Annotated in this window: 20 protein-coding genes and 1 CRISPR repeat array; of the genes, 10 read left to right on the top strand and 10 right to left on the bottom strand. The window is 64.8% G+C overall.

Features of this window, described 5'->3' with window-relative positions:
- Positions 1 to 278 precede the first annotated feature (278 nt).
- Positions 279 to 3014: direct repeats of the CRISPR family, unit length 37 nt; unit sequence GTTGCGATTCTCGGTCGCCCCGGAGGGCGACCGCCAC.
- Positions 3015 to 3366: 352 nt separating this feature from the next.
- The gene (locus tag ACJX2R_RS12225; protein ID WP_413100113.1) at positions 3367 to 4338 is read left to right on the top strand and encodes an acetylxylan esterase; all 972 of its coding nucleotides are present in this window, start codon (positions 3367 to 3369) and stop codon (positions 4336 to 4338) included.
- An 84-nt stretch (positions 4339 to 4422) separates the two neighbouring features.
- Here ACJX2R_RS12225 and ACJX2R_RS12230 read toward each other — a convergent pair whose 3' ends face one another.
- From ACJX2R_RS12230 to ACJX2R_RS12240, 3 genes are all read right to left on the bottom strand, one after another.
- Entirely contained in the window at positions 4423 to 5751 is a 1329-nt protein-coding gene (locus tag ACJX2R_RS12230) for a tetratricopeptide repeat protein (protein ID WP_413100114.1), read from the bottom strand.
- Between the two features lie 87 nt (positions 5752 to 5838).
- Positions 5839 to 6414: an IS630 family transposase gene (locus ACJX2R_RS12235; RefSeq protein WP_413100115.1), complete on the bottom strand. Its 576-nt coding sequence runs from the start codon at positions 6412 to 6414 to the stop codon at positions 5839 to 5841.
- A complete protein-coding gene (locus tag ACJX2R_RS12240; RefSeq protein ID WP_413100116.1) occupies positions 6411 to 6926 on the bottom strand; it encodes a winged helix-turn-helix domain-containing protein in 516 nt (171 codons plus the stop codon). Before ACJX2R_RS12240 ends, ACJX2R_RS12235 begins: the two co-directional genes overlap by 4 nt.
- 292 nt (positions 6927 to 7218) lie before the next feature.
- Here ACJX2R_RS12240 and ACJX2R_RS12245 point away from each other — a divergent pair, with 292 nt between their 5' ends.
- From ACJX2R_RS12245 to ACJX2R_RS12255, 3 genes are read left to right on the top strand one after another with little or no spacing between them, the layout of a single operon-like run.
- Entirely contained in the window at positions 7219 to 7815 is a 597-nt protein-coding gene (locus ACJX2R_RS12245) for an ATP-binding protein (RefSeq protein WP_413100117.1), read from the top strand.
- Between the two features lie 24 nt (positions 7816 to 7839).
- Positions 7840 to 9903, top strand: a complete 2064-nt coding sequence (locus ACJX2R_RS12250; protein WP_413100118.1) for a PrsW family intramembrane metalloprotease — start codon at positions 7840 to 7842, stop codon at positions 9901 to 9903.
- Positions 9904 to 10341 carry a hypothetical protein gene (locus ACJX2R_RS12255; RefSeq protein WP_413100119.1) on the top strand — a complete coding sequence of 146 codons (438 nt, stop codon included), beginning with the start codon at positions 9904 to 9906 and terminating at the stop codon, positions 10339 to 10341.
- Between the two features lie 353 nt (positions 10342 to 10694).
- On the opposite strand, the gene ACJX2R_RS12260 is transcribed toward ACJX2R_RS12255, so the two are convergent.
- The 6 genes from ACJX2R_RS12260 to ACJX2R_RS12285 form a co-directional block, all read right to left on the bottom strand.
- Positions 10695 to 11561, bottom strand: coding sequence for a hypothetical protein (locus ACJX2R_RS12260; protein WP_413100120.1), 867 nt, complete (start codon positions 11559 to 11561; stop codon positions 10695 to 10697).
- Between the two features lie 422 nt (positions 11562 to 11983).
- A complete protein-coding gene (locus tag ACJX2R_RS12265) occupies positions 11984 to 12541 on the bottom strand; it encodes a class IV adenylate cyclase (protein WP_413100121.1) in 558 nt (185 codons plus the stop codon).
- Between the two features lie 27 nt (positions 12542 to 12568).
- Positions 12569 to 13216 (bottom strand): SAM-dependent methyltransferase, encoded by a 648-nt coding sequence (locus ACJX2R_RS12270; protein ID WP_413100122.1) that lies wholly within the window; start codon positions 13214 to 13216, stop codon positions 12569 to 12571.
- An 11-nt stretch (positions 13217 to 13227) separates the two neighbouring features.
- Positions 13228 to 13773, bottom strand: coding sequence for an AAA family ATPase (locus tag ACJX2R_RS12275; RefSeq protein WP_413100123.1), 546 nt, complete (start codon positions 13771 to 13773; stop codon positions 13228 to 13230).
- The gene (locus tag ACJX2R_RS12280) at positions 13766 to 14668 is read right to left on the bottom strand and encodes a radical SAM protein (protein WP_413100124.1); all 903 of its coding nucleotides are present in this window, start codon (positions 14666 to 14668) and stop codon (positions 13766 to 13768) included. Before ACJX2R_RS12280 ends, ACJX2R_RS12275 begins: the two co-directional genes overlap by 8 nt.
- A 105-nt stretch (positions 14669 to 14773) precedes the next feature.
- Positions 14774 to 15466 carry an HAD family hydrolase gene (locus tag ACJX2R_RS12285; RefSeq protein WP_413100125.1) on the bottom strand — a complete coding sequence of 231 codons (693 nt, stop codon included), beginning with the start codon at positions 15464 to 15466 and terminating at the stop codon, positions 14774 to 14776.
- Between the two features lie 95 nt (positions 15467 to 15561).
- Between ACJX2R_RS12285 and ACJX2R_RS12290 the strand changes: the two genes are divergently transcribed.
- Positions 15562 to 16335 (top strand): XRE family transcriptional regulator, encoded by a 774-nt coding sequence (locus ACJX2R_RS12290; RefSeq protein ID WP_413100126.1) that lies wholly within the window; start codon positions 15562 to 15564, stop codon positions 16333 to 16335.
- Positions 16322 to 16789 carry an NUDIX hydrolase gene (locus tag ACJX2R_RS12295; RefSeq protein WP_413100127.1) on the top strand — a complete coding sequence of 156 codons (468 nt, stop codon included), beginning with the start codon at positions 16322 to 16324 and terminating at the stop codon, positions 16787 to 16789. Before ACJX2R_RS12290 ends, ACJX2R_RS12295 begins: the two co-directional genes overlap by 14 nt.
- Here the strand turns inward: ACJX2R_RS12295 and ACJX2R_RS12300 are convergent.
- The gene (locus tag ACJX2R_RS12300; protein WP_413100128.1) at positions 16777 to 17340 is read right to left on the bottom strand and encodes an HD domain-containing protein; all 564 of its coding nucleotides are present in this window, start codon (positions 17338 to 17340) and stop codon (positions 16777 to 16779) included. The genes ACJX2R_RS12295 and ACJX2R_RS12300 overlap by 13 nt on opposite strands.
- Positions 17341 to 18533: 1193 nt before the next feature.
- On the opposite strand from ACJX2R_RS12300, the gene ACJX2R_RS12305 reads away from it, so the two are divergent.
- The 4 genes from ACJX2R_RS12305 to ACJX2R_RS12320 are packed head-to-tail and all read left to right on the top strand — an operon-like array spanning position 18534 to position 21064.
- Entirely contained in the window at positions 18534 to 19694 is a 1161-nt protein-coding gene (locus tag ACJX2R_RS12305) for an ATP-binding protein (protein WP_413100129.1), read from the top strand.
- 2 nt (positions 19695 to 19696) lie between these two features.
- Positions 19697 to 20104 carry a roadblock/LC7 domain-containing protein gene (locus ACJX2R_RS12310; RefSeq protein ID WP_413100130.1) on the top strand — a complete coding sequence of 136 codons (408 nt, stop codon included), beginning with the start codon at positions 19697 to 19699 and terminating at the stop codon, positions 20102 to 20104.
- On the top strand, positions 20101 to 20460 hold the full coding sequence (locus ACJX2R_RS12315; protein WP_167501596.1) for a DUF742 domain-containing protein: 360 nt from the start codon (positions 20101 to 20103) through the stop codon (positions 20458 to 20460). Before ACJX2R_RS12310 ends, ACJX2R_RS12315 begins: the two co-directional genes overlap by 4 nt.
- The gene (locus tag ACJX2R_RS12320; RefSeq protein WP_413100131.1) at positions 20441 to 21064 is read left to right on the top strand and encodes a GTP-binding protein; all 624 of its coding nucleotides are present in this window, start codon (positions 20441 to 20443) and stop codon (positions 21062 to 21064) included. The genes ACJX2R_RS12315 and ACJX2R_RS12320 overlap by 20 nt, the downstream gene beginning before the upstream one ends.
- Positions 21065 to 21071 lie beyond the last annotated feature (7 nt).

Raw genomic sequence — 21071 nt, forward strand, 5'->3', positions numbered from 1 at the left:
CGCCCCGAAGGGCGACCGCCACCAGAACACAGCCAGCCCGCCCGCGTACAGCGCGGCGTTGCGATTCTCGGTCGCCCCGGAGGGCGACCGCCACGCGAGGCCCACCCGTCCTTGGCCGCGCCATGGACGACGTTGCGATTCTCAGTCGCCCCGGAGGGCGACCGCCACTCGCGGGGAGGAGCCACGATGAGGACGGTTTCCTCGTTGCGATTCTCGGTCGCCCCCGGAGGGCGACCGCCACCCTCGGGACGCTTGCTGTCCGCCTCGTCGGCCTGAGCGTTGCGATTCTCGGTCGCCCCGGAGGGCGACCGCCACCCGCGTGATGGAACCCCGCGTGGGCGAGGATCGGTGGTTGCGATTCTCGGTCGCCCCGGAGGGCGACCGCCACCAGGCCCGCGATGACTGCGCCGTTGAAGGCGAGGAGGTTGCGATTCTCGGTCGCCCCGGAGGGCGACCGCCACCCGCGTCCGCGGCTGGGACCTGGTCCTGGACCTGCCGTTGCGATTCTCGGTCGCCCCGGAGGGCGACCGCCACGACCGGTCGCTACTGGCGGCGCGGGCCGCCTCGTCGTTGCGATTCTCGGTCGCCTCGGAGGGCGACCGCCACGTCTTGCCCGCGCCACCCTTCTGGTTGAACACGATGTTGCGATTCTCGGTCGCCCCGGAGGGCGACCGCCACGGCCGGCTCCCGCGGTGCGGGACCCAAGGGACCAAAGTTGCGATTCTCGGTCGCCCCGGAGGGCGACCGCCACGCTCGCCCCGGGCGAGCTTCCGCCCCGGCTGAATGAGGGTTGCGATTCTCGGTCGCCCCGGAGGGCGACCGCCACGGTGGGCCGCCACCGGGCCCGGGTGGCGAGGTGGACGTTGCGATTCTCGGTCGCCCCGGAGGGCGACCGCCACCCTGTTCCTCGACATCGGCGAGGACGAGATCACCGTGTTGCGATTCTCGGTCGCCCCGGAGGGCGACCGCCACGCCCTCGCTCCAGCTCCTTTCCGACCGGATCGAGGTTGCGATTCTCGGTCGCCCCGGAGGGCGACCGCCACCCCCGTCCGCGTTTCCGCAGGTCGGAGGGGGGTGGGGTTGCGATTCTCGGTCGCCCCGGAGGGCGACCGCCACCCGGTCCTCCAGACCATCCGAGGCGGACGCCGGAAGTGTTGCGATTCTCGGTCGCCCCGGAGGGCGACCGCCACGCCGAACAGCGCGCGGAGTACGAACGCCGTGAGCAGGTTGCGATTCTCGGTCGCCCCGGAGGGCGACCGCCACGGTGTGGATGCCTTCCTCTACGCAGGAGACGGCGGCGTTGCGATTCTCGGTCGCCCCGGAGGGCGACCGCCACCAGATGCCCAGGGCCAGCAGGACAGTCCTACCTGCGGTTGCGATTCTCGGTCGCCCCGGAGGGCGACCGCCACCCGAATTTACGGAAGCGCGTGTAGTGGGCATTGCAGGTTGCGATTCTCGGTCGCCCCGGAGGGCGACCGCCACCCGAATTTACGGAAGCGCGTGTAGTGGGCATTGCAGGTTGCGATTCTCGGTCGCCCCGGAGGGCGACCGCCACCTGACTTGGCTCGCCCAGCGTGAGACATGCCGTGAGGTTGCGATTCTCGGTCGCCCCGGAGGGCGACCGCCACCCGGCCGTCGGCGATCGGGCGCCAGTAGTGGTAGGAGTTGCGATTCTCGGTCGCCCCGGAGGGCGACCGCCACACGGGCTCGCGGCCGCGGTAGGCATCCGGGTTCAGGGTTGCGATTCTCGGTCGCCCCGGAGGGCGACCGCCACCGGCGGTGTGGCTGGCCCCGCGGCTGCCGTCCTTGATGTTGCGATTCTCGGTCGCCCCGGAGGGCGACCGCCACCCCCATGTCAGCTGTCCTCGGTCGGCTCGGTCTCCCCGTTGCGATTCTCGGTCGCCCCGGAGGGCGACCGCCACCGCCGGACCACCGACCGCAGTACAAAGCCCGCTACAGTTGCGATTCTCGGTCGCCCCGGAGGGCGACCGCCACATCCCACATGCTCCATCGGCATGACTGGGGTGTTGCCGTTGCGATTCTCGGTCGCCCCGGAGGGCGACCGCCACAGGGGACGCGATGATCTCGCATCGGCACACATGCTGTTGCGATTCTCGGTCGCCCCGGAGGGCGACCGCCACCGCGGGTGGGGTGGGCCCCTCTTCCTTCCCGCGGCCGTTGCGATTCTCGGTCGCCCCGGAGGGCGACCGCCACGCCCCGTCTGGGTTGCGCCGGGATGACCGGCAGACGTTGCGATTCTCGGTCGCCCCGGAGGGCGACCGCCACTTACTCCCCCCGCCCCCGTTCGCCGGGCACATCGAGTTGCGATTCTCGGTCGCCCCGGAGGGCGACCGCCACCCGGGACCTGGCCGATCCGACGTTCGCGGAGACGGTGTTGCGATTCTCGGTCGCCCCGGAGGGCGACCGCCACACCCAGACCCGTGGCGTCTGGGCCAAGACCCGCAACGTTGCGATTCTCGGTCGCCCCGGAGGGCGACCGCCACCCGGCGGGCGCGTCTTCGTACAGCCACAACCCCGTTGTTGCGATTCTCGGTCGCCCCGGAGGGCGACCGCCACTCGATGCCGCCGAAGCGGGCGTCGTCGCCCTCGCGGTTGCGATTCTCGGTCGCCCCGGAGGGCGACCGCCACTCTGAGCTCGGATCGCGAGACGGCCGAGCAGCTGCTGTTGCGATTCTCGGTCGCCCCGGAGGGCGACCGCCACGGCGGTGCTGGAGTTCCAGCGCGACATGATCTCGGAGTTGCGATTCTCGGTCGCCCCGGAGGGCGACCGCCACCAGCTCCGGGCACGGCAAGCTGCGGGCCGGGTCGAGGTTGCGATTCTCGGTCGCCCCGGAGGGCGACCGCCACCCGCGAGCTGCTCGTCCACCCCCAGGGTCCTGATGACGTTGCGATTCTCGGTCGCCCCGGAGGGCGACCGCCACGCAGTACCTCGCCAGAATGCAGAGGCTGCTTCCATGTTGCGATTCTCGGTCGCCCCGGAGGGCGACCGCCACGCTGGTTGATCAGCTCAGACAGCCTATCTGGGCTCTGAGAGAAGCCGAGCGAGAGGAGCATAGGTGTATCAATCGGGCATTATCCTTCGGAGCGATCCGCGTGTCGTGTGTGCACTAGAGGTTCCGAAGTACTGACCTTCGGTGCAGACGATGACAGAGTAATCACAGTCTGCCTGCCAGTGGCTGTCGGCGACGACACAGCAGTGCATCCGTGCCATCCGCTCAGGGACGTGCAGGCAGCGAGAGCATCATCCGTCATGGCGTAGATCGCCCGCGCTCGGTGGGCCGAAGTGCCTGGCAGGGGTGTCAGCTTCATGAGGGACGGCAGCCGACTGTGACAGAGTTGGTTGCTGTGAACGACTCGTCGACGTGGCCGCATCCATTCTCATTCGATCCGACATACGGATACGACCTCGATTCACTGTTGGCAGTCGAGCCACCAGCTCAGGCTCCCCACGACTTCGTTGAGTTTTGGGCAGACCTCCATGAGCGTGCACTCGAAGTAGACGTACGGCCGCAAGTCGGAAAACGCGTGCATCTAACCGACAACGGGCTCGACGTTCGTCCAGTGAGCTTCAACTCCTTGGGTGGAGTACGGCTGCATGGCTGGCTCGCGGTGCCGACTGACGGCGGGGTGGAGCGCGGGCTCGTCGTCGGGCACGGTTATAGCGGCCGCAAGCAGCCCGATCCGCAGCTGCCAGTGCCGCGGGCGGCGGCAATCTTTCCGGTTGCGCGTGGCCTGGGCGTGCCCAGTGTGCTGCCAGGGATCCCGTCGTCTCCCGACAGGCATGTCCTCCATGGCATCGAGTCACGTGACACTTACGTGCACGGGGGGTGCGCCGCCGACGTCTGGTGTGCGGCGACTGCACTGCTGGAGCTTGTGCCTCAAACGGGAGAACGACTGGACTACGTAGGGAATAGTTTCGGCGGTGGGATTGGCGCGCTTGCACTGCCTTGGGATGCGCGCTTCCATAGCGCCCATCTAAGTCTCCCTAGCTTCGGCAATCATCCTCTTAGGGTGACGCTGCCCTGCGTGGGAAGTGGCGCTGCGGTCCGCGACCGCTATATGACAAATCCCGAGATCTTGGAAGTACTCGCCTATTTTGACGCCGCTAACGCTGCTCGTCACCTACGGATACCGGTCCAGGTCGCGCCGGCTCTCTTCGATCCGACGGTCCCTCCGCCAGGGCAGTTTGCGGTATTCAACGCGCTAGCTGGCCCAAAGGAGCTCCACCCGGTTACCGTCGGCCACTTCCATGAACACCCGTCAGCAGAACGCGAACATGAAGAACTACTGAGAGCACGCACACGATTTCTCACCTAAGCGGTCTGTTTCCTGATCCATGTGGTGAACGATGGTGACTTCCCAGCGCAGAGGTCTCTCCGGAATTCCTGTCAGCACTGCGATCTATAGTGTGGTGAGAGCGGCGATGCGCGCACGGGTTTCCTTGACTTTGGATTCGGAGCGGTGGGGAGCGAGGGCCTTGTGCACTTCGCGGAGACGTTCCACTCCGCGCTGCGTATGGATACCGCCGTTGTCTATGAGATCGAGGGCCCGATTGGTGGCGTCGAGGGCCCCATCAAGGTCCCCAGCCTGTTGGTAGGCGAGTGCGAGAGCCCCGCAACGCACAGCCTGGTCGCGCCGCGGGGCATGGTCGACTGACTTCTCCAGCACGTCAGTCGCCTTTGCTGCCTGGCCAGTCGACAAGAGGAACCGGCCCTCAGTCGACCGAAGCTGAGCTTCACCAAACCACTGCAAGTAGGCAGGTGTATCGTCGCTGTTGCTTCGCTCCAGCGCCGCGAATGCTCGGTTCAGGGCTTGGCCAGCAGCCTTCTCCTGACCAGCTTTGAGGAGCACCGTGGCCTGGTGAGCTGCCAGCGATGCCTGCATGGTGAGAGAAACTCGCCCGCGAACGCTGTCTGCGGACTCCATCAGCCCAACGGCAGCCATCTGTTCCTGGTGGGTGGCAGCTTGAACGGCCATGAAGCAGAGCATGTGTGCACCCAACGTATCGTCATTCGCGGCACGAGAAGCCCGCAGGGCAGCTGCATAGTACTTCTGGGCCGCAGAATTAAAGCTAGCATCGTAATTCATCCAGCCGAGGAGGCAGCACACTTCGGCGCCCAGAGCATACAGGCGGCGCTCCGTCTCCTCGGTGCAGCGCCCATTCTCGAGCATGCGGGTGATCAGCTCCAGATCAGTTTTACCCGACTCGATGAAGCCGCCCCCACCGGCCTCTTGTTCCAATGCACGTAGTGACTGAACACGCTGACCCAACCGGTCAACGACGGCGGGGGTAACATTGTCTCCATTGGCCGCAGCCTCAAGCGACGGATCACAGTGGGGCGCAGAAGTGGCCCACTGTGTACCGATGCTAACGAGCGCAGCTCCGCCGATTCCGAGGAATCCCCTTCGATCCATCTGGTCACTCGCCGAAAGTGTCTTTAGGGTTTTAAGGGTATCGCCAGTTGCCCATGGAGTGCTCAGAACTTGTGCGTCCCAGGCCGGGAGCCACTTCGGCCACGGCGCTGAGCGGCAGGCTGATGCAGGAATCTGCAACAGATCTGCGATCACGATCTGGGCAATCTCATCGGGGTCGTGATCACCTCGCTCCCATTTGAAGACCGTGGACCGCGTGGTGCCCAAGTTGTAGCCCAGGAGCCGGGCCCGTGCCTTCAGGGCTTCCGCGAACTGTGCCTTCCCCATGCCGAGCAGCGAGACTCTGACGTAGGCCATGGGATGTGACAGTGGACTGAGCGGCTGATCGGCGGCCACGGCACCCCCTCCAATGCTGTTGAGCAACCCAACTTACTGAGTTTTTCGTTAGTTCTGTGGTGTTTGGGAATGGATTGTCAGGCCGGTGTGGGTAAGGAAGGACCACGGGAGTTGCTCGCTGGAGCAGACTCGGTGGATGCCGCGTTCGGCTGCATCAGCGACATCGGCGAGGTGGTCGCCGGCGAGGTTGGCAAGCTCGCGGGTCTTGATGGCCGACCACAGCAGTTCGACCGGGTTGAGTTCGGGAGCGTAGGCGGGTAATCGTTCCAGGGTGAGCCAGTCCTGTTCGGCGGCCCAGGCCCGCATCGCGCGGCTCCAGTGGGCGGACAGGCCGTCCCAGACCAGGACCACTCGCTCGCCGCCGTAGAACGTCTTCATCTGCTCCAGGACCTCGATGAGTCCGGCAGTGTCGTAGCTGCCGGGTTTGAGGTGGAAGCACAGTCGCGGGCCGCGTTCCGGGTCAGCGGCGTGGTAGCCCAGCGCGGCGGCCATCCCGGCTCGTTTCCAGTTCAGCCGGTGCCGCAGGGTGGGAGTGCGGCCGCGGGGTGCGTAGCTGCGGCGGACCTGGGGCAGCAGCGACACGCCCGATTCGTCGAAGAACACGATCCAGGCACGTTTCTTCACCGCCCCTTTTTGATGCGCGGCCATTCCCGGGCGACCCATCGGGCGATCTCAGACTCGTCCCGCTCGACGGCCTGCCGTCTCGGCCGCTGCAGACTCCACCCCAGCCGCGACGTCAGCAGACGCCACACCGAGGCCCGGGCCAGCTTCACCCCGGTCACTCGCTCAACCACCACGCCGACCCGTTCCAACGTCCACAGATCCGCCTCGAACCCGTGTGCCTGGGCACCCTGCTCCAACGCAGCCCGAACGGCTTCGACTTGGGTGTCATCCAGCTTGGGCGGCCGCCCGGTGGCCGGACGCCGCCGCAGCGCCGGAGCCCCGCCCTGCTCCCACAAGCGTTTCCACCGGCGCACGCTCTCGGGGTGCATCCCCACCATCCGTGCAACCTCGGATGTAGAACGTCCCTGCTCGAACAACTCGACGGCCCGCATGCGACGGGCCTCGGCCAACTGCGGCCGCGTCAGCGGCAGAACAGAGACGTCGGAAACAACGGACTGCAACTCGGAAGACACGCCAACATGCTCACACCTCCAAAGCTCCTACACCCACAGAACTAACGAAAAACTCAGTAGTGGCGACCGCAGCCAACCGGCTCCGACCACAACAGGGTTGAAACCCTGGTGAAACCTTCCTCTGTGGCCCGAGCAACCGCAGATTCGTAGCAGCTGGCCCGGAAAGCCCCCGTATTCCGGGCGTCGAGGATCGCAACCCAAGCGGCGAGGGACTGCTGCGCGTCCGGACCGGGCCAGCGCTTATCTAGCACGGCGCCTCTTCCCACCACTACCCCGCGAAAGGTCCCTACTGATGTCGCGCCAACGGACTGAACCACAACTCCGGTACGGCTTCCTCGTACCCGCTGGGTTGGAAGAAGTGCCAAAGGCGCGGCGACGTGTCGTTGAGCTCGCAAAGTCCCTGGGTCTATCCCTGGATGAGGCAGCCATGGACGACCTTGCGTTGTTGGCTGGGGAAGTGATCGCCAATGCCATCGTCCATACCGGTGCTCCTTGCGCCGTGTGCGTGGCGGCATCCGGGTCTCATGTGCAGGTGGAGGTCACCGACGTTGACCGCGGCGATCTGAGCCCGCGACGCGCCGATCTCGACGACGAGACGGGCCGTGGCCTGTTTCTCATCAACGCGCTGGCAAGAGACTGGGGCACACGTCTGGACGGAGCAGGGAAAGTCACTTGGTTCACGCTGGGGCATGAAAGGGCATTAGCCGATGGTCTCGCCTCAACGTCAATCCGAACCGCGCCCTCCTGCTGCGGTGCTGGTGAAGCCGGCCTGCCCGGCGAGGCGCAGTGGGCAGGCGCTGACGGACGGCTCAAAGTTGACGAGGCTCGCATAGCCACGGGGCTACTCGGTTGCTCAGTCGCCAGTTACCCCTTAGCGTCGCGGCTTTGATCCTACGGCCGTTGGGGGCTGGGCGTGGCGTTGCTCATGGTGGCCGCGACGGTGTACGGCGTGGTACAGCTGCTGGTCCTGGCCTCACCAACGAGGTCGGTACGCGTATCGACGGTGCTGTTGGCGATCGCGGTGGGTGTCTACGGGTGCGGTATCGCGACAGCATTCCTGGAGCTCGCCTACACGCGAAGCACTGCGGATATGACAGGTGAGTCGCTGGCGAAGGTCGTGGAGGTCGCCGGCTATACCGTCGATCCCGTCATCGAGGAGCTCATCAAGGTCACGCCGCTGCTGTTGGCTGCGTGGAACATCCGGATCCGCCGGCAGTGGGGACTGACCGACTATGTGGTGCTCGGCTCGGCGCTGGGGGCGGGTTTCGGTCTGCTGGAGGCGGTGGCGCGATTCGGTCTGGACGCGGACCGGGCGATTCCACATCCCGTCGGCGGCTGGGTCATCCCCGACAGTCTGCGGGCGCCCTATATTCCGGGCCCTGAGCAGGTCTTCTCCGCCTGGTTCCCGGCCCCGTCCGGCACATGGGAACTGGGGGACTTCAGCCCTGCGGCGGATACCAGCCCCCACCTGGTGTACTCCGCCCTGACCGCGCTGGGTGTCGGCGTGCTGTTGCGCGGCCGTGGATGGATCCGTGTGCTGAGCCTGCTGCCGGTCGCGGCCGCCACCTCGCATCACATGCTGACCAACTATGCCGCCGCGCGCCCATCCGACCAGGATGCGCAGTCATGGGCCGATACCTTCGACGGGATCCTGTGGGTGGTTCCGCTGCTGTGTCTGGCCGTCACCGTGGCCATCGACCTGCGGCACATCCGGCGTGGCAAGCGGATCGTGCCGGGCATACTCCTCCAGGCCGAGCGGGCCGGCCAGTCGAGCCTGGCGGCACTTGCAGGGTACGCGGCATGGCGGGTGCCGTGGACGACCCTGATCGCGCTGCGTTTCGCCCGGATGCGACGGTCACTGGTCTACGCAGCGGCTCGTCCTCCGTACCCCGGTGCCGAGGCCCTGCACCAGACCGTCGCCTGGGCAGCCGGGCAGATCGACGCCTCCGACAACGAACATGTCTGGCAGCACCTGGGCTTTCCTGCTGTGCGCAAAGCGGCGGGTGCCGTGCGGGACTGGCGCCGCATGTGGTTCATCCTCATCTCCCTCGGGCTCGCGCTCCCGGCCCTCGTCTTCCTCTGCGTCGGCTCGTTCCCTGCTGCTGCCAAGCTCCAGGAGCGATTCGGCTCGGGCAACGGCCCATACATCCTCATGGTCTTCGGCATCGCCGGACTGCTGTGGATGGGCTGGCAGCTCATCGCCCTCCTGCGCACATGGCAGGCAACCCGCGTGGTCCCCCACGGGGAACTACTCGCGGTCACCCGGTTCCGGATCTGGACAGCGCTGGGCGGTCTGACCACCGGAATGGCGCTCTTGCTGCGTGTGCAGGACGGTCTGGAGCCGGACCAACCGGTGGTCCGCAACCTCCACCTGCTGGAGGCGCTCAACAACTTCCTCGCCTACCTCGGCTTCGCCCTCATCCTCATGGCGTTGCTCGCCCTCTTACCGTCCGGCGGCGGGCTCGCCCTCGCGACCGCCGGAGCCGGAGGAGGCATCATCACCGTCCCAGCGGTGATCCACGCCGCGGCCTTCGGCACCTTGGGCATCGTCTTGATGTCGGCGGGAGCAGCCGGGGGCGGAGGAGGGCCGGAGTCTCAGGGGTCGGGCAGTTCGGCTGAATCGTCGGGGCAGGGGAGGGTACGGCGCGGTAAGGAGTACGAGGACCACTTGCAGGAGAAGCTGGGCGGTCGCGGATCGTTCAGAGAAGGGGGCCGTGAGTTCGACGGAGCTTATCTGGGAGACGATGGGGTCGAAGTGTGGTACGAGGCGAAGTCCGGTAGGTATTGGGATCTCGCCAACGAGAATCCGAAGGTGATGGAGAAGTTCAAGTCGAACCTCGGCGACGCCCGCCGCATAGCCGAAGAGGGCGGCAGGAGATTCTCCCTCATCTCCGAGAAGCCGATCCCAGAAAACATCGTCAAGTGGCTCAACAAGAAAAACTATGTGTGGCGCGTGATATCAAAGGAGGCGGGATAGATGTCCCGAACAGCAGACATCGACTTCACATTCCAGGCACCGGTCACGACTTCCCTCGTCGTGCGTGCCTTGTCGGAGTCCGGGTGGTCACCGGCCGAACCTCGTGGGATCTCGTACGCCATCCAGGACGAAGACGGCGACTTGGACTGGTCTAGCTCGCCTCCGGAGACGCTTGGACACATCATCAATACCCTTGACGCGCCGGAGCGCGGGCAACAAAATGTTGGAATTTCCATCTATCACCCGGGAGCCGGAACCGGAGGGTTGCTTCTTCTCTTCTCCGGAAGAACGGCAGCATCGTTTACGCCCTCAATCAACAGGCGGGCTCACGCAGTGGCCGAGGAGATGACAGACCTGCCTTGGTATCTCGAACAGATGCTCACCCCACTATTCAAGATCGGCCTCTTGGGATACACAGCCCAAGACGTAGCCGACTGACTTTTTCTGCGGCATGTTTCACGGCCGCGGGTCATCCGCCTACTGGTCGGCATCGGCGTTTTGGGAGCCGTCGATTCCTTCGCCGCACGGTGGAATTCGTCGGCTATGGGGCATGAACCCTTTCGGTGGCAGCACGACGGAACCGGTGTGGAACACCTTCGGCCCACGACTCTTCCTCCGTGCCCCAGAACAGGACTGCTCGGCGGTACAGGCCGCATTCCGATGCGCCTCCCCACCGTGGACGCGGTCGCTGCCAGCACGGACAACCTCGACCATCTGTGGGAACTGACCGATTCCCTCGTTATCGGGGTCGACGAGGCGACTGCCCGTCAATACCGCGGCCTCATGAGCCATCATCGGCAGGAGGGCTGAAGCTCGGCAACTAGCCGGGGCGCCGCCTTCTGGGCAGCTGCTAGCCGGGGATCATTCTCGTGTGCGCGCGGACCTACGACCTTCGCGCAGTAGAAGAGCGCCATCAATCGGCCGGATCTACTCTCAAAGTCCGGTCGACGCTCACGGCGCACCCGGTCCGCCAACCTGGGAACAGCGAGGGAGTTGCACCACAAGGCCGCAGCGTCCAGGCCACGCGGAGCCATGCCCCAATCCTCCCAGTCGATCAGGAAGAACTCCGGGCCGGTCACGTTCGCCCAGGTCATATCCGCGTGCGCCGGCGTCCACTCGTCAACGGTGGTATCGACGATCTCGGGGAAGACCCCTCGGATGGTCGCGGTCACCAGATCTTGCGTGATCGTGTCGGTGTCCGGAGTGGCCACGCGGGGGGTGCGCTGTCCGGCGAGCGCATCCAGTGAGGTATTCAACGCCTTCCACCATGAATCTGGCAGCTGGGGGTCGTCGATCAGCAGAGCACCTTGGCCGACTGGCGGCGTGGCGATCAGTTCCATCTCATCCGCCCGCCACATCGCCAGCTCGTCCGGGGCGCGCCAGGCCAGTCCCGCATACCACTCAGGCATGGAGACCCCGTGAAGGACAGCGGCGGCCTCAGTACCATTCCATCCTTGGTCGCCGATCCTGTCGAACCCGCGCCGCTCGATCCTTACCCAGGTGTCGCGGTCACTCCGTCCCCCGATCGATCGCCGCTTACGCACCACGGTGTCACGGTCCAAGCGCACTTGAAGAGACCGTTCCACACGGTCGAGAACTTCATCGACTGGCTGAACCCGCAGGTCGACAACAGCGGCAGGGGACATAGAGGGCGTCATACGGACTCCTTGGCGACTGTGCTGCGACGGTAGCAAGAAGCTGCCCATGCGCATGACCGGCGCCATCAAATTCGGCACCACTTCCCGAGTAGTGCATGCCATGTCTGAGTCCGGGTAGTCACCGGCTGAACCTCGCGGGATCTCGTACGCCATCCAGGACGAAGGACGGCGACTTGGGCTGGTCAAGCGCGCCACCGGATGCCCGTGGGCACATCATCTAGCTTGAACAGACACTCGTCCCACTATTCAAGGTCGGCCTCTCGGGGAAACACGGCCCAAGACATAGCCGATCAGCATTTCCTGTGCTGCAGCACCTTTCAATCATTTACCGTAACGGGGAATCAGTGACCTCGCCAAGCGATTGTCACTGATTCCCTCAAGTCACCCGGCCTCAAGCTGTGGCCCGGCCAGAGGACCCGTGATTAGGACTTCTGGGCATCCGAGAAGAGGAGGGTAGGCTCAGCCAGGATGTCGCGGCCAGCCTCGCTCTTGTAGATCTCGTCGACGCTGCCGAACCGGGCTTCGGCGTAGTCGAGATCGAGTTGGGCAGCTGCCTGACGGACCGAAGCCTCGTCAGGTCCTTCGATCTCAATGAACGTGGGGAGATCGGGCCAGGTGTCGAAGTCGAAGACGACCTCGCCCAGACGCCACTCTTCGCGGTAGTTCTCCTGGTAGCGGACTTCACGCAGGCCGATGTGACGCAGGATGTCCGCCATGGCGTACAGGTCGGTGACCTCAGTTTCGATCTCGGTGGTGCCGTCGATCGTGGTGGAGTCGGTGACCTGCTTAAGGGTGAGAGTCGAACGGGTGCCTTCGTCACGGAGGCGGACCCACTGACCGTTGTCGAGAGCATCGTTCTCAAAGATCTTGCGAGTGAGGAGAGTCCGCGGGAACGTTCGAGTGGCACCCAGGGCGGTCAGCTTGGCCTGGAGGGCGGCGACGTCGACGGACAAGAACTTGGCCTCGTACTCGTGCTTCATGGTCCTCTTCTTCGGTTACGGCTTCGGCTACTCGGCGGTGCGGATCGCGAGGACCAGACCCATACGGTGCGTGTGGGCCTGGAGCTGGCCGACGTGAGCTTGCTCGGTGAACTCGCTCGTGCGCAGCGTGAGCAGAACTTGCCAGTCGGTGGCGAAGTAGCTGCCGAGTTTCTCAGGTGATGTGTAGTGCTCGATGAGGTGGTGGCGTGGTTCGACGGGCATCATGAACTCCGCGCCGAACAGGCCGCCGAGACGGACTAGGGACTGCATGCGAGCTACAAAATCGACAAGCGGATGCTTGTGATTTGCACTGTAGTGCCATGAGCAGCTCGTCCAGACGGCATCGCACTGCGACCCCAAGGTTTCCGCCTGGAGGAAGTCCTCCTCCACGACCTGCACCCGCTCGTAGAGTCCTTCGAGTCTCAGTCGGTCGATCAGCCCCATCGCGTGAGCCTGGATTTCACCTGGAAGTATGACCTCGCCCCCGTGGATGGCGACCGGGTCGCGTTCGAGTGCTATGACGCGGTAGCCAGTGGCGGCGAGGGGGAGTACGAACTTTCCGTCGCTCGCGCCGATGACTGCGACCGTGGCGTCAGCGGAGACTTGTTCCTTCATCGTGGCGAGGAACTGGGGGAAGAACGTGAGGGTGTGTTCCCACAAGCTTTGGGTCTCCACGGCTGCCTCCTTCAGTTCTCGGTGTCGAGAATGGCTTGCACGACCTGGTCAGGGCTAAGGCCAGTTGTGTCCACCTGGTGCATCGGGAACTGGGCGTAGGCATCGGTAATTCGGTCTGCGACCTCCTCACCGAGGACGTCCCAACGGGAGACGGGCTTGGACCGCTCAGCGAGGCGGCGTCGGCGTTCGCCCTCCGTACAGACGAGTTGGTATGTGGCGGGCTGCGGCAGGCTCGGCGGCAGAGTAACGCCAAGCTGGGTTCCGAAGGCGTGGTGGGTGGCCAAGCAGCGGGCGAAATAGCTTTCTACGACGACCGGGGTGCCAGCTGCCAGGTTGCGCTTGATTTCATCGGCAGCTGTGAACAGCGCGGAGAGGTAGAAGCACATCCGTGCCTCGACGTTCTCTCGCATGTCGACCTGTCGTCTCAGCGGCTGGTAGAAAGGGGGCACGGTTGCGACAAGGACGGCACCGCGAGCCGCCGCGAGCAACGGTGCGATGGTCGACTTTCCCGCACCCCGTAGGCCCTCCAGGCTCTCGAACAGCGGCTGGTCAGGCACGAGCATAGAACACGTCCGGCACCGCAAGGGTGAGCTCGTCGTTGGCGGAAGGCCGGTGGACGATACGGTCAGCAACCTTCTCGTACCAGAAGGCATGCGAGTCTTTGCCCACGGCCTTACAGGACATCGTAAGCGCGCCGCGTGGATCGGATTCGATCCTCTCAATCTCTTGAACGGCACCTATGGACCCACAGACCTCCGGTGCACCCGACTCAGACAGGTCCTCGTCGGTGATCACCTCGATGGACAGTTCAGCCGCCTGGAGCTGCTCGCGTAGGCGGGTATACCGAGTTGTGTCAGTGATCAGCAACTGGGGATGTGCGGCAGCATTGCCGACCGGTCGCAGACAGTGCAGCTTCAGCTGATGCGCGCCGTAGTCCTGCAAAGTGCGGGCCAGCGGCAGCACCTGGTTGATGTTCAGCGAGGTGACCGTCATGGTGGCCCCCGTCCTGACTCCCAGCTCTCGGGCGAGTTTGAGGGCGCTCAGCGCGCTCTGGTAGCTGCCAGCCTTGCGGATGTGATCGTTGATCGGGCCGATGCCCTCCAACGAGAACCGCAGGAGGTCCAGGTGTGGGGCGATCCTGGTGAGCTGACGCTCGATCCGGTACCCGTTGGTGCAGATTTCGACACGCAGGCCCAGTTCATGCTTGGCGTACCAGACGACCTGTGCAAGGTCCTTGTAGACGAACGGCTCGCCGCCGAGCAGGGTGACAGCCTCGGTGCCATACTGGTTGCGCATCAGGCGGATGAGGTTGACCGCCTCATCGGGAGTGAAGGTGTCGGCATGGTTCAACCGTTCGCCGTGGAAGCAGTGCAGGCACTGAAAGTTACAGCGGTACAACAGCTGCAGGTACAGCATCCGGATCCTGCGGATACCAGTGACTTCGCCGATCACAATGAGCCTCCTGGCTAGTTGCCTGGCTGGAGACCCGATGGTGGCGCAGCCGATCAGGACCTCGTTACCGCGTACGCGGACGCTCCCGGACGTCCAGGGACGTTTTCATCGTGAGGCGAAGCTCTCAAGAATCTTGAGGAGACCAGCCGTGTCCGAGAGATCCGGAAGGACCACGGGTGCCTCGGCAGCTGTCAGCTCCTCCTCGCTATGGACGCCGGAGGCGACTGCGATGATCCCTGAGCCTGTGGAGAGGGCCGCCTCGACATCCCGCGGCGTATCGCCCACCAGCACAACAGGCACATCGGCCCGTGTGCCGTGGAGTTGGAAGACACGGCTTCGAGCGACAGCTACAAGATCGGGACGCTGTATGGCATCCTCCCCATAAGCGCCCACAGACAGATCCAGTAGTGGGTCAAGTTCGAAAGCTGACAGCTTCACACGGGCATTAGCCGTGATGTTCCCAGTCAGAACTGATGAGACCCAACCATCCTGCATCGAAGCGGCCATAAGGACATCACGCACTCCGGGCAACGTCGTCCCACGCACGCGAAGGTCATCGAAGCGCTCCTCTCCAGCACGGGCAAGGGCGACTTCGATAGCAGCCCAGTCCGGGACGGGCAGCCCGTGTCGGAGGAACATGTCGCGCATGATCAGGCGATCCGTGCGCCCCTCCGTACGTGCCGCCTCAACCGGTCGCAACCCCGCCAACGCCGAAAAGGCGGCGGCGTAGGTCTCCTTACTCACCCCTGCGTTGTCGATGAGCGTGTGGTCGATGTCCCACAGGACGATGAGCTGCATACCCCCACCCTAAGCACGCTGGCTTCCCGTCAGGATCAATGAAGCGACCACAACCACCTTGCCCGCGCCCACCCATCTGGGCTTGTATGTCCTGTGTGAACGAGCGACTTCATTCGGTACTCGCGCAGCGTGGCATTTCGCCCGAATCGCTCGCCGAAGTATGCGAGGTAGACGCCAAGACCGTCGGACGCTGGCTCGGCGGGCGGGTACCCCACCCGCGGCACCGTTTCCGTGCCGCTCAGCACCTACGTGTGGAGGAGACATTCCTCTGGCCGGCAGCGCAGTGCCGGACTAGCCAGCCTGGCGCCGGGTTAGGCATCGAGCTAGTCGGCACTTACCAGAACCGGGCTAGCGTTCCGCGGGACATATGGCTCTCCCTGCTACAGGGAGCCCGGGAGCAGATCGACGTTCTCGTCTTCTCCGGCACCTTCTTTGCTCAGTCCAACCCGCACGTCGCCAAGATGCTCGCCGAACGAGCTGCTGCCGGCGTCCGGGTACGTCTGTGTTTCGGCGACCCGAAGGGCCAGGCAGTCGCCATCCGGGGTCGTGAAGAAGGGATCGGTGACACCCTCGCCGCCAAGATCCGCGCCTCCCTCACCTACTACCGGCCTTTGCTGCCCGAAGCCGGATGTGAGGTGCGGCTCCACGACACCACGCTCTACAGCTCCCTCTTCCGCTACGACGACAACCTACTGGTCAACCCACACATCTGGGGCCAGCCCGCCAGCTCAAACCCCTTACTCCACCTCAGGAAGGCGGACGCCAACGGGTGGTTCAATAACTACGCTCAAAGCTTCGATGCAGTATGGGCCGCAGCACGGCCCTGGACTCCCGACACAGAGGGGATAGCCGCACATGGGCAGGACTGAGTACTACAACGACCCCAACGCTCCCAAGGCCAACACACTCATCCCGGCCAGCAACCTGCTCGTCGTCAACGAGGGCGGGGCTATCCTCCTCCAGCGCCGCCGCGACACTGGTCAGTGGGCCCTGCCCGGCGGAGCCCAGGACATCGGTGAAACCGCTGCCCAGTGCGCGGTCCGTGAGTGCCAGGAGGAGACCGGCATCATTGCCGAGATCACCGGCTTCCTCGGGGTGTACACGAATCCACATCACATCGTCGCTTACACCGACGGCGAGATCCGGCAGCAGTATGAGAACACCTACATCGGGCGCCCGGTTGGTGGCGAGCCCACCATCAATGACGAAGCCGACGGGGTCCGCTTCGTCCAGCCCGCCGACCTCGACCAGTACGACATCCACCCCAGCATGCGCCAACAGATCGGTGATTACCTCTCCGGCACCTACCCTCACCTCGGCTGAGCCGCGAACACCGCCTCTACCCGCTCCACAGCCGCAAAGATTTCCGGCGACGCCCGACGAATAAACTGCCCCACCACGCTGTCAGCCCCGTAACGCCCCACGATCTCGGTTACTCGCTGCTTCGCAGTCGTCTGCTCCCCATCGGGAGTCGTCGTCATATCACACCAGACGAGAGCGTCCACCAGCAGCGGATCCTCAAGCAGAGGAAACTCTTCCTCCAGGACGTCCCTCAGGCCACGCTCCTCGGCTTCGAACAACGCAAACGAGTGGTTTGCTACCAGCCGCACCAGACGTTCATCAGCACGATGCACGTCACGGAGGAAGCGGGCACCGTCAAGCGGATGGAACCCGGTTTTCACCAGTCCAGGTGAATACCCAATGTCATGCAGAACCGCGGTTGCCCGCAAAAGCTCTGCAGAGTCCCCAAGCAAGGGGGCCAGTTCTGCGGCCCTTGTGGCGACGCCTAGCGAGTGTGCCCAGCGCCGCGGCAACGTTGGCGCCAGTTCTTCTTCTGCTGTCTTCCGGGCCCAATCCACGAGTAGCGAAGTCATAGCCGAATCTGTTCCCAAAGCACCCAGTTTTAGTCGCCGAGCTGCGGAATGACAGGTGGGCACCGACCACAAGGTCCTACTCGCCGTCCTTCCGTGTCATCTCGGCTCCTCCCGTAGCGAGACGCTTCCGATGCGTCCCTACCGACGGCACCTGGCTCCCTGACATAGCTCTGAAGCCCGTCGACCACTTCTGCCAGTGCCATTCAGCGGTCATTGCCCCGTGAACAGTCTGTCCCAGCCGGGCACTACCCAACCAGGTGCCGCCCGCCTCTGCCCTAGGCCACAGGGCGGAGCGAGGGTCGCACGGGACAACTGGGACCCTAGCAAACGCCTCACAAACGTCCCAGGACGTCCCCAGACTGTCCGAGAAACGCGGTGACGCAGTCCCAAGTCGCTGAGCCACGATCAACTCTCCAAGGCAACACGGTGAACCGACGACTACGAGTTGATATGCATGGCCATGCGTCAGCAGATCTGTCACGGGGTGTTTGTGAGCGTCCACCTGGCGAAGGACAAGCCACGAGGAACACCGGCGCACTCCCGCCTGAGTCCGAGACATCCGGAAACCTGCCTCCCTGTATCCCTTCGCCTTCACGGGTTGGCTTACCAAGTAACAAAAATCGACGGAGAGGCAGCAGAGGTTCACGGTACCTCTGCATGCTGCGTCGGATGTACGACCACTACCTCGTGGGGCAGCCCGCCACAGCACCGATCGCACCGCTGCGAAGGTTCGCCACGGGAGCTAGGGACCCTAGGCCAACGGTCATCCCTTGCCAGAATGACGACCCGTGCCAGTTGAAACCCCTGTGAAACCTTCCGCAATGCGCCTTGGAAACGGGATCGTATGGACCGACCCGGGGAATACCTTAACGGTTACCCGACATAGGCAGCTGTACTTGCTTTTGGACCGGCCGTCGGGGCGCGTCTGCAAATAGAGGTCTTCGGTTCCCCCGTCCCGAAGCCCTGCGGCGCTCCGACGGCCTTATCGTCCCCCTTCCTATCCGTTCGAGGTTCTGATGCACCCCCTCACAGCGTTCTGGTATTTGGGCCCTGTTGTGGCCGTCGCAACAGTGATGTCTTGGCGCTATCGCCGAGCGACCGCCGCTCATTCTCGACAGATCAAGGATCTGGAGAGGGACCACGAGCAGCGGGCTGCAGCCCTTAAGCATGAAAATGGGGCCCTCAGGCGAGATATGAACCTGCGGGACGAAGAGGCCCAGCACCTGGTGGAACACCGGCTGCCAGCGGTCGTGGCTCACTTGTGGCGTGGCCAGGAGGCCACGGTGCCTGGCCTGTTGCACGCGGGACTGGCGGGGACACACTTCGCGGATGCCCAGGATGCGGTTGTCCGTCTGGTTGCCGATGCGGGGAACGTGGCCGGGCAGTGGGCGGAGAAGACGGCGCAGGCCGCGGCCAAGGAGGTCTCTCGGTCCGTGCAGGCGCTGGTCAATGAGCAGCAGCGGGCTGTGAGCAATCTGCTTGAGCGGCACGACAATCCGCTGGTTTTGGCTGATGCGATGGCGATCGATCATGCCAGTGGTCAGTTGGGGCGTCGGGCTCAGGTGCTGGGGATGCTGACGGGCTCCTGGCCGGGGCGCCAGCGGGTCGCTGCTCCGGTGCTGGATGTCGTGCGGGCCGGTGCGGGCCGTATTCGTGACTACGGTCGAGTCGAGGTCATCGGCGAGTTGCCGTTGTCCGTGGTCAGCCGGGCTGTTGAGCCGGTGGCGCTGGCTGTGGCCGAGTTGTTGGACAACGCGGCCCGTCATTCCGAGCCCAGTTCGAAAGTCCTGGTCGGGTTCGTGAAGGGCAATGGCGTGAGCATCGTCATCGACGATGCCGGCGTTGGTCTCAAGCCCGAAGACCGGGCATGGGCGGCCAGGTTCCTGCCCGGCCAGGAGCCCGTGCTCCTTACACAGCTGCGTCATCCGTTCCGGCTCGGCTTCGCCGCGGTCGGGATGCTCGCAGCCCGGTACGGATTCCGTGCCAGCGTCGATTCGACAAGCCCGTTCGGCGGCACTCGCGCGGTCATCCATCTCCCTGAGGCCCTGCTCACTGCACCCCCTGAGCCTCAGCAGACTGTTACGCCCTCCCCGCCGATCCCTGAGGGGTCGACGACTCAGCGGGACGTCCCCGCTGTCCGCACGGAGCAGCCGCAGCACCATCCCGAGCAGGCGGTCCAGGCGCGCCCCGATGGTCTGCTGCAGCGCCGTCGGCGGCAGCCGCAGCAGCCCCCGGCCGCTTCCGCCGGTCCGAGTTCGCAGACCCCTACGAAGTCCGGCAGCAGTGTGGGCGCGTTCGTCCGCGGCCGTCGAGCCGCGCAAGCCGAGAGCACCTCTGATGAAAGGAATGTCTGACCGTGCACCGCAATAACCTCGATTGGATCCTGGACGAGCACATCCTGAATCTCGATGGCACCAAGCGCGCGCTGCTGCTGTCCGGTGACGGTCTGACGATGGCCAGCTCCCAGGGGGTCGACCGGGCGATGGCCGAGCGGATGTCGGCTGCTGTCTCCGGGATGCAGTCCCTCAGCCGTGGGTCGGCGGAGTTCGCCGACTGTCAGAGCAGTCCGTGGCAGCAGACCATGATCGAGTACGGGGGCGGATACATCTTCCTCATGGCTGCCGGTGAGAGCGCCTATCTGGCGGTCTCGGCCGCCGAGCGGGCGGATGTCGAGGCGGTCTCTTACGCCATGGAGAAGACCATCGCCCGACTGGGCCAGGAGATGGGTGTCGCGTCGCGGGGCACCGCGGGTGCGGTGTCATGACCGTGCCCCGGCGCGGCCGGGATAACGGGCTGGTGCGGCCGTATGTCGTCACGGGTGGCCGGCCCGCCCCGAGCCGCAATCACTTCGATCACCACACGTTGGTGATCTCCCGGCCGGAGACACCGCGCTCCCATCTGACGGCGGAGCATCGCCGGGTGGTGGAGCTGTGCCTGCCGGGTGCTCTCTCGGTTGCCGAGATCAGTTCCTACCTGGGCCTTCCGGTCAGTGTTCTGTGTTTTCCGTTGGCCGACTTGATGGACAGCGGTCACATCACCACCCGTGCCCCGATCCCACCTGCCCAGCTATCCGACCCTGACCTGTTGAAGGCAGTACTCCATGGACTCCGCAGCCTCTAACCCCACCGCCGACATCAGCTATCTGCGCGGTCACGAGCAGGCCGCGAAGATCGTGATCACGGGGGCGTTCGGCGTTGGCAAGACCACCTTCATCGCCTCAATGTCCGAAATACGTCCGCTGCGGACCGAGGAACAGATGACCGCTGCCAGCCTCGGCACCGATGACCTGGAGGGTCTGCCGGAGAAGACCACCACGACCGTGGCGATGGACTTCGGCCGCCTGTCCCTGACCGACGACCTCGTGTTGTACCTGTTCGGTGCCCCCGGGCAGGAACGCTTCCAGAACTTCCTGGCCGACCTGACCCGAGGCGCGCTGGGAGCGCTGGTCCTAGTTGACCCCCGTCGCCTGTCCGATCCGAGGCGCCTTGGCGAAAGCTACGACGTCATTGACCGGCTGGAGGAACTCGGCCTGGCCTACGCCATCGCCGTCAACACCTTCCCCCAAGCACCCGCCTACAGCGTGGAGCAGCTGCGCGGAGCAATGGACCTGTCGCCGGAGACTCCGCTGGTCTTCTGCGATGCCCGGGACCGTGGCAGCTCCCGGGATGCCTTGATCTGTCTTGTCGAGTACCTGCTTGCCCGCTACTCGGAGCCTGCCCGATGACCCTTCC

It is taken from the genome of Streptomyces sp. Inha503 (assembly GCF_047215865.1).
GTDB classification, from domain to species: Bacteria; Actinomycetota; Actinomycetes; order Streptomycetales; family Streptomycetaceae; genus Streptomyces; species Streptomyces lycopersici.